We start from the raw sequence: 17,558 nt of genomic DNA on the forward strand, positions 1-17,558 counted from the left end.
CCTCCTCATGTTGTATTAAACTCATTGAGCGTTTGACTCTTGTACCAAGCCTGTTTTTTCAGGCGCTGCTTTCTTTTGCCACATATAAACACCAACGAATGCTGCGAGGCCGATTAAATCCGTCATGAAACCTGGAACGATTAATACTGCTGCCGCACCAAACATGAGAACACGCTGGACAATATTTAAGCGGTAGATCAAGTAATTTTCCACGGCTGCGGCGAAAAGATAAGAACTGATCAAAGCACTTACAACTGCCAAGGCGATAGTTGTAGCGTTTCCTCCCTGCAGCAGCAACTCTGGATTGTAGACGAATATGAACGGCAGCAAAAATCCACCTGCGCCAATTCTCATCGCATAAAGAGCAGTGGCATTCGGATTGGAACCGGCAATCCCAGCTGTTGTGTATGCCGTAATCGCCACTGGCGGTGTCAAACCGGATAGCACACCGTAATAAAAGACGAACATGTGGGCAGCGATCAAGTTAACGCCCGCAGCTACCAATGCAGGTACTCCCAGTACAGCTAAGATGACATAAGCGGAGACTGTAGGCATGCCCATTCCCAAAATAATAGAAGAAACGGCAATCATGACGAGCAGCAAGAATGTCTGTCCTCCCGCAACATCGATCATAAACCGTGAGAAATTCAATCCCAGTCCCGTCAATGAAACGGCTCCTGTAATGATGCCCGCAGTGGCACATGCTGCAACAACTGTAAGCGCCCCTCTTACACCGTCTTCTATCGCACCAAGTACACGCAGTATCCCCATGCGGGTTGCTTTTCTGATCCAGCTGAGTATGACCGTAATGAAAATCGCATAGAAACCGGCTTTCATCGGACTGTAGCCAATCACCATCAAACCGATGATGATGACAATTGGTAAAAATAAATATCCCTGTTTCAACAAAACTTTCCACGGATTGGGCAGAGCTTCTTTGGGAAGTCCTTCGAGTTCAAGTTTCTTTGAATGGAAAAAAATGATGAAACCGGCAATGAGAAAGTATATAACTGCCGGAATAAGCGCATAAAGGGCCAATTTGATATAAGGAACACCCAGCGCTTCTGCCATGATGAAGACTGAGGCACCCATAATCGGCGGCATTATCTGTCCACCCTGTGAAGCTACAGCTTCGACTGCAGCAGAAAACTTCTTGGAATACCCCATCTTCTTCATCAGCGGGATTGTAAACGAGCCGGTAATGGCGGCGTTTGCTGCCCCGTTTCCTGTGATGGTCGAAACCAATGCACTCGAACCGACAGCGGATAAAGCTGGACCACCGGTTTTGTTGCCAAGTGCACCGAAAGCAAAGTTCGTGAAAAATTGTCCCCCTCCTGACTTCATGAGGAACGCCCCGAAAATAACGAATAGAATGAGAATTGTTGAACTGACATAGATTGGGGCACTGAATACGCCCAAAGTACTGTTGAACATTTGATCGATCATTTTCCCATAACGGGCCCCTGGATGCGCCAGAATACCGGGGAAGTAACGTCCAAAAAAGATGTAGACGATAAAGAACAAACCGATCAAAGCCATCAGCAAACCATTGGTTCTTCGTGTCGCCTCCAGAACCAGCACCAGTAAAAGAGTGCCGTAGACCATGTCCAGATCATTGACGTTTCCCTGGCGCGCTTGTATCCCTTCAGCCCCGGCCAGCATATACCAGCCGGTTACAATTGTGATTCCAACAAATAGAATGTCGATATATCCGAAGCTTTTCCCTTTCCGAAAAGGAAATATCAGGAATATCAACAAAAGTGCCCACAGCACATGGACTGCCCGTTGCTGCCACGAAGGCAGAACGCCAAAACCGGCTGTGTAAATGTGAAAGACTCCCATTCCGATTGCCAGTAGAGAAATAACAAGCATCAGTATTCTTTTCTTGTTCCATTTCTCCTTGCGGGTATTCCACAACTTTTCTGCATTGGACAACTTTTCTTCGACTTTCGTATTGACTTTTTGGATCGGTTCCGCTGCTTTGGTCACCTTATTCACCCCTTGCTTTTATCTTGCTCTGTATTTTCACTATTCCGCCCGCTTACCCCGCAGAATGTAACCGTTTGCATAACTTGACATAAGAGATAGGGCCTTGTTTTACGCTTCAGACCATAAGAGCAAGCAATCAGGAAAGCTTGCTCTTCCTTCCCTTTCAGCGGAGAAAACAGAATTGCAGAATCAGGCTTCCAGAACTTTTCTTGCGATGATCAACCGCTGAATTTCATTTGTTCCTTCATAAATTTTCGTAATCCGGGCATCGCGGTAAAACCTTTCTATTGGATAATCAGCAACATAACCCATCCCGCCATGTATTTGAACAGCTTTATCCGCCACTTTGTTAAATACATCAGAAGCGTATAATTTAGCCATAGAAGCTTCTTTGATCACTTTTTTCCCGTCATCAATCATGTAAGCCGCTTTTAAAGTCAACATACGTGCGGCTTCGGTTTCTGTCGCCATATCGGCCAGCATCCATTGAATCGCCTGGTTATCTGCAATCGGCTTGCCGAATTGCTGTCTTTCTTTTGCATAAGAAGCAGACAACTCAATCAGCTTATCGCATGAACCTACTGCTCTCGCCGCCAACCCCACTCGTCCTTCTCCCAGTATTTTTAAAGCAGACATATAACCCATTCCAACTTCTCCGATGACATTCTCTTCCGGCACTTCGCAGTCTTCAAAAATAAGCTGAGCAGTATACGAACCACGAAGGCCCATTTTCTTGTCTACTTTTCCGATTGAAAAACCTTTAAAATCTTTTTCAATCAAGAAAGCCGTAATGCCGCCTTTTGCTCCTTTTTCTTTGTCAGTCAATGCAAATACAGTAAACACATCTGCTACAGGAGCATTGGTGATAAAATGCTTTGTACCGTTCAAAATCCATTTATCGCCCCGCTTTTCACCTCTTGTCGTTAAATTGGTTGCATCAGATCCAGCACCTGGTTCCGAAAGAGCAAAAGCGGCGATTTTTTCACCTGCTGCCATTGCCGGCAGGTACTTTTGTTTCAACTCTTCTGATGCCAGCTTTACCAGGCCGGTACTGCCTATTCCGGTATGGGCACTGATTAAACTGACAAAACCGTTATGCGTTCGGCCCAGCTGCTCAAGAACGACTGCTTTCCCTACTGCATTGAGTCCAATTCCCCCGTATTCTTCGGGGATGCTCATGCCGAACAAGCCCAGTTCTTTGGCCATTTCTATTAGATGCTGCGGAATTTTATCTTCTTCTTCAATTTGTTGTGCGTATGGTTCCACTTCTTTCTCTACATAATTTTTGACCATCTGCTTCATTTGCTCTATCTCTGGAGATAATGTAAATGGCATTTTGTGTTCCTCCCTTTTAAAGTTAATCTGGCTGACCTACCAATGTTAGTTGCAATTTACATGCCAATTTTTAAAATCGTCTTTTTCATTGTTTTTAGAGTGTTCTAAACTTTCTAACCAAAAGAATCGATTCATAAATGAATCAGTTCTTTAGCGGAACCTTTGGACAAACGATTCACAAATGAATCGCCGATTCATTTGTGAATGTTTTGTGACAAAAATAATAAGCCTGTAAAGTCTACAGGCCTAAAAAATAATTTCTCTACTTTTTAATAACAAATAAACGGTTCTTATTGTATCAACGGATCGACCATATTCCTCTGCTTTGTCGATAAGATAACCGACCAATTCGTCAGCTTCCGTTGTTTTCCCGTTTCGAATATCCTGCAACATGGAAGTCGTATGGTTTTTCGCAAATTCAGCATTTTCAAAAGCGGTTTTAATGTCTTCTTCGTTCAGCGGGTACCCCATCAATTTGGCAATTTCCACCGCTTCCCTTCCAACTGTCCACGCAATTTCCTTCAAATAAGGATCGTCCAGTATTTGACCGATCGTTTTATCCGCCGCCGCAGATAAAGGATTGAAAATAATACTGAATAAGTATTTCTTCCACTTTCTCAACATTATCCTGCTGGAACATCCTGCTGGAATTTGAGCATCGTTTAACAATGCTGATACTTTTTCGGAGATTTCCTCGCCCCGGTCACTTAAAGAACCGATTACCAGTCGGTAACGCCCGCTTTGCTTAACTATTCCAGGAGACTCAACAGAGGCCTGCACGTAGACAGCCGCTGTCAGGACGCGGGCTTCGCCAAATACTTCAACCAGTGTTTCTTCATTACTCACCCCGTTCTGAAGACTCATTATATAAGTCGATTCCGGGAGGAGCTGCTTCAGCTTCCAGGCTGTCTCTTTGGTGTCTCCCGATTTCACACAAAACAACAGCAGTTCACAGTCGGCGAGATCTTCCATCTTTTCAGAGAACGTGTCGTGGATAATTACTTTGTTCTCTCCCCTTACAATAGACAAGCCGTTTTTTCTCATTTCCGCTAAATGCTTACCGCGCGCAATGTATGTAACTTCGTGGTTTGCTTCTGTTAAAAAACTTCCAAAAAAAGAACCGACTGCTCCACTGCCCATCACACCGATTTTCATAGATTTTTCACTTCCCCTTTCGCTAATAAATTATATTTCTTCAACTTTCTGACGACAGTTGGCTGGCTCGTCTCAAGTGCTTTGGCTATTTCATAGGTTGTCGAATACTTTTCACACGCTTGCCTCAAAACATTTTCTTCCGCCAATTCAACCGCCTTCTTTAAGTTAAGATTTTCATGAATATCTGCCGTTGGATAGATTATTTCCTTTTTGTATTCCGCTGGCAGGTGTTCAATCTTCAGCAAATTTTCACTGTTGAGAAGCACCAGTTGCTCAAGCAAATTGGCCAATTCCCTTATGTTTCCGGGCCACTCATACCGATAAAAAAAAGTGGACAGCTCAGGGTCCAGCATTTTTTTCATTTCATACTTTTCATTGATATCCTTCAAAAACATTTTGATCAGCATCGGAATCTCTTCTTTGCGGTCCCTTAAGGGGGGAATCACAATCGGCACGACATTTAAACGGTAATACAAGTCTTCACGGAATTGTCCTTCTTGAACCATTTCTTTTAGATTCCGATTGGTGGCTGCAATCAGCCGCACATCGATTTTTTTAGACGTTGTACCGCCAACTCTCTGGATTTCCCTTTCTTGAATAACCCTCAATAACTTCACTTGGAGTTCCAACGGCATTTCTCCGATTTCATCCAAAAATAAAACGCCTTTATTGGCGAGTTCAAACATGCCGGGTTTTCCGTTTTTGCTGGCACCGCTGAATGCGCCTCCAGCGTATCCGAACAGTTCCGATTCGAGGAGATTGGCAGGGATGGCACCACAATTCACTTTGATGAATTTCCCGCTTCTTTGCCGCTCACTTTTGTTATAAATATACTTAGCCAGCACATCTTTTCCGACTCCTGTTTCTCCCAGAATCAGAACCGTGGCCGATACATTAACGATGCGTTTGGCCGTGTCGTAGATAATTCGCATTTGCTCACTTTCCACAACTGTCCTGCCGTCGACGAAAGACTCAGCCCTTTTCAGTTTCTCAATTTCTCTCTGATAGCTTTTATTGAGTTCATTTGCCTTGCTTAAAGCATTCTGCAGGCTATTTAAATCGGATAAATCCCGGATATTCGTGACAACGCTTTCAACTTCTCCTTGGTCATTGAATACCGGATTTCCGGTGAGCAATGTTTCCTTTCCAGAGTGGTTGGGTTGTACGACAGAGACACTTCTCTTTTTTTCCAGCACTCTGTGAGTGACTGAGTCCTCCAGGATTCCTCTCTTCATCAAATCGTTTACATTTTTATTCAAATAATATTGTTTCGGTATGCCTGTGATCCTTTCAATGGCTGAATTGGTCCTTAATGTAATGCCATTTTTGTCTGTAATGTATATACCATCATAAGAGTTCTCGATGACCGCATCAAGGTGACGGTTCAATTGCTGCAATTTCTGAAGTTCACTCAGCTTGTTTTTAAGTTCAGATGACTGGATACCAACATAAGAGATGCAGTTATCAGCCATTTTTTCTCTCAAAAAAATATATGGTCGGTTATTGAAGCTGGCTTGAACCAGTTTCCCATCTCGTTCTTCATGCCATGCATCGAACGCGTTCTGAGGGGGAAGATTCATGGCATTGCTTCCTATTTCAGCAATCATCGCTTTGTTCATATGGATTATTTTATTATCTAAAGCCGTTTCAAAATAAACAAACGGCACTGCATCTGTTTGAACCAAATCGAATCCTCCTTTTCGATAATGGTACAATTAGTTTTTCAATAATGCAAAAAAGGCCATCCATCTTTATCCATTCCATCCCCTCTTCCAATACCTTTTTCAAAAAGGGCTGACAATAGCGATGATATTTACAAGGAATAGAAACCATCATCTGGTTGCCTATTTTCTTGCTTCCAGCACTCACTTACTGTGACTCATTGCATGTGGTTCCTCCTTTCACTCCAGCTATTTTCTATAACAAATTTTATTGCAACTTCCATGCCAACTCCTCAAAAAATAACTGTAAATTTTAAAAATTCTTTACTTGCTATAGAGTACAAGCTGATTTTGTATTACAATTGAAAAAACACCTGAAAGCGTTCTCATGAAAAGACTTGAAATAATGAGGTGAAATAATGGAACTTGTACTTCAACAACGCCAGGAATTGAGTTTGCGGATGACCACCGAATTGAGACAAGCCATTGAACTGCTGCAATATTCCACTTATGATTTATATCAATTTATAAAAGAACAAGAACTCGAGAATCCTTTGATCAAATTAGAAGAAAAGAAAGTTGAATGGGCCCCTAAAGAGCACAGAGGAAAAATAAAATCCGCCAATACAGCTGCATCAGCAATCGATTCAATCAGCGACAGCCAACTGACAATGAGGGAAAAATTAGTGGAGCAGGCGCAGCTTGTCCATAAGAACGCTAAAGACCAGCAACTGGCAAAATTTCTCATCTATAACCTTGACGATAATGGTTATCTTCCTTTCCCGGAAGAAGAGGAAGCCACAGAAATCAGCTATGGGATTCAATTGCTCCAGCGAATTGGACCTTCTGGAATCGGGGCGCGAAGTTTGAAAGAATGCCTGTTGCTGCAGCTGAAAAACGATTTTCCAGGCACCGAAGTTGCTCAGCGCCTTATACAAAACCACCTGCCCTTATTGGCAGACCGGAAATGGGCTAAAATAGCATCGCTCATGGAAATCCCGCTGAGTGAAGTCAAAGAAATTCACGAGCTGATCTTGCAGCTCAATCCCAAGCCATGCTCCTGTATTGCCGATTTTTCAGTAGAGTATATAAATCCCGATATCATTGTCGAGAGAAAAAAAGGTGAACTGTCTTTTCGCTTGAACGACAATTATTTGCCCAATATACGGTTTAATAATGATTATTCGAATTTATTGAGCCAGAAAGACGAAACGTCAAAATACATCACTTCTCAATATAATAATTATCAATGGTTACTTAACAGCATCGAACAACGGCGTCAAACGATTACAAAAGTGGTAAAAGTGATTCTGGAAAAACAAAGAGACTTCTTTACCGGAGGATTTGCAGATCTTCAGCCATTGACGTTGAAAGAAATTGCGGAAGAAATCGATATGCATGAATCCACCATCAGCCGAGCCACAGCCAACAAAGCAATTCAGACACCGAAAGGAACATTCGATTTACGGCTTTTCTTCACTTCTAAGCTGGAAACCGCAACCGGTGACACCATTTCTCAAACGAAAGTTAAGGCCTTGCTGAAAACCCTCATTGCCGATGAAAACAAATCCAAACCACTGTCTGATCAAAAAATTACCGATCATTTTAACCAAAACGAAGGAATTACCATATCCAGGAGAACAATTACAAAATACCGCGAAGAAATGAATATTCCCTCTTCAAGCAAACGAAAGAAAATAACAGCTTAAGAGGTGTCAAAGCTTGTTTTAAGGAAGACTGATTGAGTGAGCAACATTCTTCATAATAAAAGTCGGCCAAGGAAATATCCTTGGCCGACTTTTACTCATTTATTAAGGGATCAAGAGAATTTTCCCGATGCTTTTTCTGCTTTCGATATGGGCATGCGCTTCTGCAGCCTCAGAGAGCTTGAATCGTTTGGAAATGACAATGTCCAATTCCTTGGAAATAATGTATTCTGTTATCTTTTCTGCGGCTTCATGCAAGAATTCCGGTCGATGCTTTCGATATGTTCCCGTGCTGTATCCCAGAACAGACCGGCAGCTGGAGTGCAGTTCTGTCGTCTTGACATGACCCGGAGCGGAGTCGTCATTTGCATGTCCAAAAGAAATAATGCGTCCAAAAGGTGCCAGGCATTTAACGCTTTTGTCAAAGACTTCTCCCGCGACCGTATCAAGGATGACATCTGCTCCCTTCCCATCTGTCAGCCTCTGTACCTGTTCTGTGAAATCTTCCTCCATATAATTGATGACATGATCCGCCCCGAACCCCTTTGCCGTTTCCGCCTTTTCCGCAGTACTGGTGGTACCGATTATTTGTGAAGCTCCAAATAATTTGGCCAACTGAATCGCGGTGGAACCGATGCCTCCAGCTGCCGCATGGATCAGGACGGTTTCACCCTGCTCAATACGTGCCACTTTTTTCAGGACATTATAGGCAGTGATCCCGACTGTCAATGATGCAGCAGCTGTTTCAATGTCCAACTCGTCAGGAACCGCAAATGTCAGGTTTTCATCCGCTTTTACATATTCAGCGTATGAACCTTCTGCGGGAAAAGCCATCACTCGCTGCCCTGCAGCAAAACGTGTGACGCCGTCACCTATTTCCACAATTTCTCCCGCACAATCCAACCCTGGCGTAAAAGAAGCATCAGCGGCTGCACCATGATAACGGCCTTTCCGTGATTTGATATCCGCAAAATTGACGCTGATTGCCTGCACTTTTATCAATACCTGATGATCTGCAAGCTTGGGCATTTCCTTCTCTTTTATCTTCATCACATCCGGGGGCCCCAGCTCGTCCACTACAATCGCCTTCAATTGGATTCCTCCTTACAAAATTTAACGCTATTTCATATAGTCTTCTCATTATTTTAAACTCTCAGCACTAACTTACCGTAAGTTTCTCTCTGTGCTAATTGTTTCAAAGCTTCTGGCAACTGATTGAATTCATATTCACTGTATACTAAAGGTGAAATATCTCTTTTTTCATATAGCTTCATCAGCTCCTGGTGGTTCTCGACCACTTTATCCGGCATCAACTTTCGGAATAAGCCAAAATGTACGCCAACTGCTGAGTAATTTTTGATCAGTAGATGATTAGTGGGAGCATCAGCAATTCGTCCCCCAGCAAAACCGATGATTAAAATTCTTCCTGCAAACGCGATGCATTTCCGTGAGCGGTCAAATGTATCTCCTCCTACCGGATCGAAAATAACATCTGCTCCTTTTCCTCCGGTAAAATCTTTTACTTTCTGCACAAAATCTTCTTCACGGTAATTGATGGCTTCTATCGCACCAAGATCTTTACATATTTGCACTTTTTCATCGCTACCTGCAGTCGCTATAACTTTGGCACCAAAAGCTTTTCCCAATTGGATGGCAGCTGATCCGACTCCACCTGACCCGGCGTGGACCAGTAGCACATCGCCACGTTTTAAATAGGCGCATTGAAACAGTGCGTAGTACGAGGTATGATACGTAATGAACATGGATGCAGCTTCATTCCAGGTCATCGATTCTGGAATTGGAAAAACATCCTCTTTTTTTACAGCCACGTATTCACTGAAAGCACCCTCCGGTAAGTTCGGAGTTGCAATGACTCTTTGGCCTTTCTCCATTCCGCTGTCTCCTGGCTCAGTCACCACACCGGACAGCTCCGCTCCAGGAGTAAATGGCAAATCAGGCTTTTCCTGATATTCTCCTTTACACTGAAGAATATCAAAAAAGTTCATGGCAGTAGACTCGACTTTCACCAACACTTCATTTTGTTTCAGAGTCGGCATACTGGTTTCAATGAGCTTTAAAGCTTTTTCCGGCTCGCCTAATTCAACTACTTCCCATTTTCTCATCAAATTCCTCCCGCTTTTTTCGACGCTGATTACTTACGGTTGCTCATACTTGTTGAAATCTTGCATTGTCAGCCAATTTCATTAAGTTATAGATACTTTCTTTCAACGTTTCCAATCTAGGATCGTCTATTTCTCCAATCTTCCACCGGTAATAGAGCTGCTGTTGGATAACTGCCAGTTTGTAGAACCCAAAAGTCAGATAATAATGGATGTTTGAAACATCACGTCCACTTTGTTGGGCATAGTCATTTAAAAAATCTCTGCGACTATAGAACCCAGGTTGATTAGTAATCATAGCTATTCCGATTGGAGGATCGCCTTCCTCTCCCCAGCAAACGAGAGCTGAAGCTAGATCAGTTAAGGGGTCGCCGACAGTCGATAGCTCCCAATCCAGAATTCCGGTTATCTGTCGCGGGTCTTCAGTGTCAAACACCATATTATTCAGCTTGAAGTCATTATGGACAATGGTCGTTTCTTTTGTTGATGGCAGGTTGTTTATAAGCCATTTTTCCACTTCATCGATAAAATTCAAGTCCTCTGTTTTTGAAAGGTTGTACCTTTTTATCCACCCATGGATTTGACGTTCTAAAAACCCTTCCGGCCTACCCATCTCGTCCATACTTGCTTTTTTATAGTCGATGGAATGCAGTTCAACAAGCGTCCTGACAACTTCTGAAGAAATCTGCTGTTTCGTTTCTTTAGTATTTGGATATTTTTCCGGCAACGCTCCGTCTATGACCACACCTTGCTTTTTTTCCATGACATAAAAAGGTTTGTCCATGATGTCGGAATCGTCACAATACAAGTAAGGTTTTGGTGCTACTGGAAAAACAGGGTTCACTTTTCTTAATATCATATACTCCCTATGCATATCATGGGCTTTAGGCGGAACATAACCTGAAGGCGCTCTTCTTAAGACAGCCTCCCATTCTCCAAATCGAATTAAAAAAGTTAAGTTCGAGAAACCTTCTGAAAATTTTTGAACTTCCATTTTCATTTCTGGAAGATTTTTTATCTTCCGATGCATATAATTTTCAACTTTTGCCCATTCTATTATCGGTTTGTCTTCATCATTTCTTTTTTTCGAATCACCCAATTCATTTCCTCCTTGCTTAAAACTGCTGAAGTATGAGTCAGTTACCAGAAGACCAGTTCGTTCCTTATTGACTTCTTCACTACTGTTTTCTTGATGATAGAAAATCAGGCATTCCCTCACTGACTTTCATAGTAAAATTGGCCTTTCTCTTTTCAAGAAAAGAAGAGACCCCTTCTTTCGCATCAGCTCTGCTGCCGGTCCATTGAAGCATTTTCGATTCTAATCGATGAGCTTCTTCCGGGCTGTCTGAGCCCAACATATGCCACAATAACTGGCGCGATAAAGCGACTGAAACAGCTGAAGTATTGTCAGCAATTTCTCTGGCTTTTTCATTTGCACGTTTAAGCAATTCTTCTGGAGGGACAATTTCAGATACTAGCCCTTCTTGAAGCGCTTCCTCTGCTTTAAATATTCGACCTGTGAATATCCAGTCACAAGCCTTGCTTATCCCTACAATTTTCGGTAAAAACCAGCTGCTGTTCGATTCAGGCACGATGCCTCTAGCTGCAAAAACAAAGCCCATTTTAGAGTTGGGTGCAGCAATCCTGAAATCCATCGGTAAAGTCATTGTAATCCCGACGCCGATAGCAGCTCCATTTATCGCAGCAATAACAGGCTTTTTCATGTTGTACAGTCGGAGCGTCAAAATCCCTCCTTCATCTCTGAATTCTTCTTTAGGTGCATCTGTATAATCGAAAGTTGCCCCTCCTTTACCCAAGTCTGCTCCAGCACAAAATGCTTTCCCTTCACCTGTCACAATTACTGCACGTGTCTCGTCATCGGCATCTGCTGCATCCAATTCAGCCAACATTTCATCCAGCATCAGGGCGTTAAAAGCATTCATTCGATCGGGACGCGAAAGAGTGATTGTCCTTACCCCATTCAGCACCTCTGATTTTATCGTTTCCATAATTCCACACTCCCTCTTTTAACTACCTTTATATTCAGGTACTCTCTTTTCCAGAAATGCAGCCGTCCCTTCTGCATGGTCTTGTGTATGTGTCAATAATATTTGGGCAATGCTTTCCTGAACCAATACCGAATCAAAATTCATTTCTCCAGCCAAGTGGACCAATTTTTTGCCGAATAAATGGCTTAATGGAGGACCACTGATAATTTCTTCGGAAAATTTTTCTGCCGCTTTTAGTACATCCTGTTCAGCTAGTCGATTGATTAACCCTTTTTCGTACAAAACCTCTGCAGGTATAGGTTTTCCTGTTGCTATCCATTCCTTGATGATAGCTAAAGGCAAACGGTCAGCCAACAGTTTTGTTAATCCTAAATCCGGTATTAAGCCAATATTCGTAAAACTACAAACAAACTTCGTTGACTTGTCCGCTATTACAAAATCTGCTGCCAGTGCCAAGCTAAAACCTGCTCCTGCAGCAAACCCATGAACTGAAGCCACAACGTATTTGTCTAAATCAATAATAGTTTTAGTCAGTGCAGAAGCCCTTTTCATCCAGGCCATGGATTGCGCCACATTTTCATGCGTACCCATCTCAGCAATATCGCCTCCAGCGCTGAAAGCCGGCCCTTCTCCAGATAAAATAATTATTTTTACATTTGGATCTTGTTCCAATTCCTTTAAAGAGTCAATCAATTGACGGACAAGACCTTCTGAAAGTGCATTTCTTTTCTGCGGACGATTCATCTTGATGTATCCAACCTGTTCTTTTACTTCCATTTTTACCAACTCTTCCACTCCATTCCCTCCCTCGATGATTAAATTGCTTTAGCTATGAGCTTCATCTTCATCATGGAAGCATTCTTCAATTCACTGTTTCTGTTTTATATACATGTTTTCCCAAAGCGTCTCTAATTTCTTCACCAATCGGAACGGCTTTTTGTTTATCCATGTCAAAATTTACATAAACAGCTCTTCCTCTTGCACAGAGCCTTCCTCCTTGAAAAGCTTCTTCATACAACTCTATGCTGGAATTCCCTATCTTCTTAACCCATGTATGAATCTCGACATTTTCTCCAAAATAGATTTGCCCCAGAAAATCCACACTCATATTTGCCAGTACAATCTTCCAGCTTGAGAAGGAATTGTCCGGCATAAAGACTTTAAAAAAAGGATTCCTTGCCGCTTCGAACCAAATAGGCAATGTCGTATTATTAATATGGCCTACTCCGTCTGTTTCGGAAACCCGTGGCTCAATGATTGTTTTATACACTTCCACTCACCTCACTTTCTTTGACTCAACTGGAAAGTTCAACATAACGGAAAGCTCCTTAAAAAATCAGTAAGAAACTGACTATAGCCGACAAAATTATTTGGAAAGTTGTTTCCCCGTCTTTAGATACTTCTCTACAAAGTTCGTGGTGGTGTCTCCCCGATGGAAAGCTTCATGCTCCAACACGTTTTTCAACATGGGAATGTTGGTTTTGATTCCTTCCACCTTGTATTCTTCCAGTACTTTTAACATTTCTTCAATGGATTGTTCTCTATTGTCAGTATGAACGATCAATTTTGCAATCATCGGATCGTAATAAGGAGTGACCGTGGAACCTTCGCGCACAGCCAATTCATGGCGGATACCTTTCCCTTCAGGAATTTTCAGTGTGTGGATCTTCCCTGGGGAAGGGAAGAATGTATTTGGATCTTCCGCATATATTCTTACTTCCAATGCGTGGCCATTCCTTTTTACATCCGCTTGCTGAAATGCTAAAGCAGCTCCAGTGGCTATCTTCAGCTGTTCTTCCACAAGATCAAGACCTGTAATTTCTTCTGTAATAGGATGTTCAACTTGCAGGCGGGTATTCATTTCCAAGAAATAAAAGTTTTTTTCTTCATCAACTAAGAACTCGATGGTTCCTGCATTTTTATAGCCAATATACTTCGCCGCTTTAACAGCCGCTTCGCCCATAATTTTCCGGTGATTTTCATCTAAAAAAGGAGAAGGTGCTTCTTCCACTACTTTTTGATGCCTTCTCTGGATAGAACATTCACGTTCCCAAAGATAAACTGTCTGTCCTTGTTCATCAGCTAAAATTTGAATTTCGATATGCCGCGGATTCCGAATGTACTTTTCTACAAACATCGCTCCGTCTCCAAAAAAGTCCTGTGCTCTCTTCTGGTTTCCTGCAAAAGCTTTTCTCAACTCTTTATCGTTCGACACAATTTCCATCCCAATGCCTCCACCTCCAGCAGAAGCTTTCAGCATCACCGGATATCCCATTTCACTTGCCACTGCGACTGCATCTTCTTCATCCTTTAATGGATATGTAATGCCGGGCACTACAGGCACACCCGCGGCTTCCATCATTTTTCTCGACTCTATTTTACTTCCCATTTTTGCAATGGTGTCAGGGGAAGGACCGATAAATGTGATGCCGGCTTCAATACACCGTCGGGCAAAATCTTCGTTCTCCGACAATAAGCCATAACCCGGATGTATTGCTTCAACATTCGTGCTTTTCGCCACTTCTAAAATTTTGTCTACGTTCAAATAACTTTCTGTAACCCTTGCACCTCCAACTAAAAACGATTCATCGGCCATTTCTACATGTGGCGCTTCCTGATCCGCTTCTGAATAAACAGCAACTGTTTTAATGCCAAACTTCTGGCATGTGCGGATAATGCGTACAGCTATTTCCCCTCGGTTAGCTATGAGTATTTTTGTAAACAAGACGGATACCTCCTTTTATTTATGAACATTTACTTTCAGCCTTTTACTATAATAGAATTTGCTAAAATCCTGTAGGCCAGTTTGCAAGCAACCGTTGGCTGAGCGAGCCGTTTCTCTCACAGAGAAAATCTAACGTCCGGCATAACACCTTGCGTGTATCCTTTGGATCTATGACATCGTCGATTAAATGTTTGCCTGCGGCTTTATACGGCCCGCTGTCAAATCCCCACTGCTCAAGAAGTTCCTCTCGTTCTGTGCCTGGGTCTTCAGCTTCTTCCAATTTCCGGCCATAAACCACATTGACCCCCGCTTCTGGACCTGTAAAGTTAATCTCTGCAGTTGGCCATGCAAAGACGAAATCACTCATTGTCGGTCCTCCCATATTTCCATAAGCAGCCCCAATGCTCTTTCTGACGACAATGGATATTTTAGGGACAGTAGCTTTGGCTAATGCTTGGTTCCATACCATGATTTTTGTCGGCATTTTCAGCTTTTCTGCTGCGCTTGCTACGTGAAACCCTGGGATATCATGCAAGAATACCAACGGAATATTCCAAGAATCACAAAGACAGATAAACTCTGTCGCCTTGTCACATTCCTTAGGACCCGCTGCTCCTGCATTGCGGAATGGTTGATTGGCTATAATCCCGACCGCCCGTCCATTCAGATGAGCGAACCCAGTAATTAAAGCTCTGCCATAAAGCTCTTTGACTTCAAAGAACTTTCTGTCATCTACGATTAACCTGATCAGTTTATGCATATCATAAGCCCGGTTTCGAGCTGTAGGAACCAGTTTCATTACTTCGTCGAGTGGCCGATCCGGATTGTCGGAAGTCTCTCTCACCGGTGGGTCTTCTGATGGGTTGGACGGAAAAAATTCAAATGCTTTTTTCATCGCTTCAATGGCTTCTTCATCCCTGTCTGCAAACAAATCAACTTGTCCGGTATGTTCGGCATGGATTTTCCACCCCCCCAATTCTTCCGAGCTGATTTTTTCTCCAGTAGCCATTTCCAACATTCTTGGACCTGCCACAGCCATGCAAGTACCTTTTGCCTGCACGACAATGTCGGATGAGACAGCCATCCACGTCGACCACCCATAGCTGTCCCCTAATATACTTGTAAAAAAAGGCACCTGTCTTCCATGATTCGTAAGATACTTAGGCATAATTTTGGAACTGATGCCGTCTGAACCCATTCCATCAGGCATTCTCAAACCTCCACCTTCTCCTAAATGAAAAATGGGCAGTCCTTTACTTAAGGCAAACTCATGTATCTTTTCTGATTTTCTCCAACTTACTGTTCCTTCCGTGCCTGCAAAAACAGTTTTGTCCATAGCAGCCACGACTACTGAGCGACCATTAATTTTGCCAAGACCAGCGATGATTCCATCTCCCCAGCTCTTATCGGCATAACCTTCCATGTTTGAATGATTCAGCATTCCTAATTCCAAAAACGTGTCGTAATCCAATAATTGATCGATTCTTTCCCGGGCAGTTAAACGGTCCAGGCTATGCTGACGGTTAATCTTATCAATGCCACCCATATATTTGGCTTTGTCTTTCCGGTCATGTAAATCTTTGATCAAATCATCCATTGTCCACACACCTTGTGTTTAAATTTTCAATCACATCTGCCTGTAAGACTTAAGCAAGGCAGCATTCATATCTTCGAGCTAAAATTTACCGTAGCTATACCTTTTCTCAATAGTTTATGATTTCGTTTCATTACTTAAAACCATGGTTACTTCGCTGGATAGCACGCCACCATTCCCGTGAGCCAAAGCCAAGTTGCAGTTGTCGACTTGTCTTTCTCCACTTTCTCCCCGCAGTTGACGAACTGCTTCAATAATAGTGAAGAGGCCATACATCCCTGGATGGCAATAAGAAAGCCCTCCTCCATTTGTGTTCACCGGCAGCTTTCCACCAGGGGCAATGTTACCGTTCGAAATAAAGCGGCCCCCTTCTCCTTTTTTACAAAAACCTAAGTCTTCCAAGAAGAGAATGACATTAATCGAAAATGCATCATAAAGTTCTGCTACTTGTATATCTTCCGGTCCTACGCCAGCCATTTGGTATGCCGACTTTCCAGACTCAATTGCAGCAGTATGAACCAGGCTTGGCATATTCGAGATGCTTCGATGAGTTGTCGACTCTCCATACCCCCAAATATAGGTCGGCTTCGTATTTAACTTTTCAGCTCTTTCTCTGGTTGTTAAGACTAAAGCAGCCCCTCCGTCACTTACCAGACAACAATCCAGTTTTGTCAATGGCGTTGAAATAAGGGTGGAGTTTTTGACATCGTCATGAGTGATCAAATCTCTTTTAAAAGCTTTTTCGTTCATCGAAGCCCATTTTCTTGTCGCCACTGCAACTTCCGATAATTGGTCACGTGTGGTTCCAAATTCGAACATGTGCCTTTGTGCAGCTAAACTATAAGCAGTAATTGGATCGTTGTATCCGAAAGGATCTTCAAACGGATTGCTTTCCGTTATGTTGGCCAATCCTCCTCCATCGGTTCGTTGTGTACTTCCATATGCTATTAGAGCCACTTCACACATACCACTTACAATCGCCTGAGCTGCATGTGCTACATGAGAGACAAATGAAGCGCCACCTATGCTCGTGGCATCCATGTATTTTGGTGTGATTCCCATATATTCTGCCAGTGTCACAGTAGGCATGGAATAATGTGCAGAACTTGAAAAAAGACCATCCACATCTTCTTTTTTCAACCCTGCTTCCTGTAAAGCACGTACAGAAGCTTGAGCCATCAAGTCCACCGAATTCATATGCGGGACATTTCCCAGTTCTGATTCGGCTACTCCCGCGATGGCCACATCCTTAAAGAACGACATC

General features: G+C 42.8%; 14 protein-coding genes. 1 reads left to right on the forward strand and 13 read right to left on the reverse strand.

Going from position 1 to position 17,558, the window contains the following annotated elements:
* Positions 1–21 precede the first annotated feature (21 nt).
* The 4 genes from EEX84_RS06165 to EEX84_RS06180 all read right to left on the reverse strand — a co-directional run bounded on the left by EEX84_RS06165 (position 22) and on the right by EEX84_RS06180 (position 6,164).
* Positions 22–1,989 carry a TRAP transporter permease gene (locus EEX84_RS06165; protein WP_240033921.1) on the reverse strand — a complete coding sequence of 656 codons (1,968 nt, stop codon included), beginning with the start codon at positions 1,987–1,989 and terminating at the stop codon, positions 22–24.
* A 189-nt stretch (positions 1,990–2,178) separates the two neighbouring features.
* A complete protein-coding gene (locus EEX84_RS06170) occupies positions 2,179–3,324 on the reverse strand; it encodes an acyl-CoA dehydrogenase family protein (protein ID WP_123164729.1) in 1,146 nt (381 codons plus the stop codon).
* Between the two features lie 246 nt (positions 3,325–3,570).
* Positions 3,571–4,479: a ketopantoate reductase family protein gene (locus EEX84_RS06175; protein WP_123164730.1), complete on the reverse strand. Its 909-nt coding sequence runs from the start codon at positions 4,477–4,479 to the stop codon at positions 3,571–3,573.
* The gene (locus tag EEX84_RS06180; RefSeq protein WP_240033922.1) at positions 4,476–6,164 is read right to left on the reverse strand and encodes a sigma-54 interaction domain-containing protein; all 1,689 of its coding nucleotides are present in this window, start codon (positions 6,162–6,164) and stop codon (positions 4,476–4,478) included. The genes EEX84_RS06175 and EEX84_RS06180 overlap by 4 nt, the downstream gene beginning before the upstream one ends.
* 395 nt (positions 6,165–6,559) lie before the next feature.
* Between EEX84_RS06180 and rpoN the strand changes: the two genes are divergently transcribed.
* Positions 6,560–7,849 (forward strand): RNA polymerase factor sigma-54, encoded by a 1,290-nt coding sequence (gene rpoN / locus EEX84_RS06185; protein ID WP_123164731.1) that lies wholly within the window; start codon positions 6,560–6,562, stop codon positions 7,847–7,849.
* Positions 7,850–7,951: 102 nt separating this feature from the next.
* Here the strand turns inward: rpoN and EEX84_RS06190 are convergent, their stop codons facing one another.
* From EEX84_RS06190 to EEX84_RS06230, 9 genes are all read right to left on the reverse strand, one after another.
* A complete protein-coding gene (locus EEX84_RS06190; RefSeq protein WP_123164732.1) occupies positions 7,952–8,938 on the reverse strand; it encodes a quinone oxidoreductase family protein in 987 nt (328 codons plus the stop codon).
* Positions 8,939–8,991: 53 nt separating this feature from the next.
* On the reverse strand, positions 8,992–9,969 hold the full coding sequence (locus tag EEX84_RS06195) for an NADPH:quinone oxidoreductase family protein (protein ID WP_123164733.1): 978 nt from the start codon (positions 9,967–9,969) through the stop codon (positions 8,992–8,994).
* Between the two features lie 43 nt (positions 9,970–10,012).
* On the reverse strand, positions 10,013–11,065 hold the full coding sequence (locus EEX84_RS06200; RefSeq protein WP_240033923.1) for a phosphotransferase family protein: 1,053 nt from the start codon (positions 11,063–11,065) through the stop codon (positions 10,013–10,015).
* A 79-nt stretch (positions 11,066–11,144) separates the two neighbouring features.
* Positions 11,145–11,975, reverse strand: coding sequence for an enoyl-CoA hydratase-related protein (locus tag EEX84_RS06205; protein WP_123164734.1), 831 nt, complete (start codon positions 11,973–11,975; stop codon positions 11,145–11,147).
* A gap of 18 nt (positions 11,976–11,993) precedes the next feature.
* Positions 11,994–12,770 carry an enoyl-CoA hydratase/isomerase family protein gene (locus EEX84_RS06210; protein WP_240033924.1) on the reverse strand — a complete coding sequence of 259 codons (777 nt, stop codon included), beginning with the start codon at positions 12,768–12,770 and terminating at the stop codon, positions 11,994–11,996.
* Positions 12,771–12,837: 67 nt separating this feature from the next.
* On the reverse strand, positions 12,838–13,245 hold the full coding sequence (locus EEX84_RS06215) for an acyl-CoA thioesterase (protein WP_123164846.1): 408 nt from the start codon (positions 13,243–13,245) through the stop codon (positions 12,838–12,840).
* A 96-nt stretch (positions 13,246–13,341) separates the two neighbouring features.
* The gene (locus EEX84_RS06220; protein WP_123164735.1) at positions 13,342–14,700 is read right to left on the reverse strand and encodes an acetyl-CoA carboxylase biotin carboxylase subunit; all 1,359 of its coding nucleotides are present in this window, start codon (positions 14,698–14,700) and stop codon (positions 13,342–13,344) included.
* 61 nt (positions 14,701–14,761) lie between these two features.
* Positions 14,762–16,297: an acyl-CoA carboxylase subunit beta gene (locus EEX84_RS06225; RefSeq protein ID WP_123164736.1), complete on the reverse strand. Its 1,536-nt coding sequence runs from the start codon at positions 16,295–16,297 to the stop codon at positions 14,762–14,764.
* Positions 16,298–16,411: 114 nt separating this feature from the next.
* On the reverse strand, positions 16,412–17,557 hold the full coding sequence (locus EEX84_RS06230; protein ID WP_123164737.1) for an acetyl-CoA acetyltransferase: 1,146 nt from the start codon (positions 17,555–17,557) through the stop codon (positions 16,412–16,414).
* Position 17,558 lies beyond the last annotated feature (1 nt).

Source organism: Planococcus salinus, assembly GCF_003719725.1.
In the GTDB taxonomy this organism is placed as follows: Bacteria; Bacillota; Bacilli; order Bacillales_A; family Planococcaceae; genus Planococcus; species Planococcus salinus.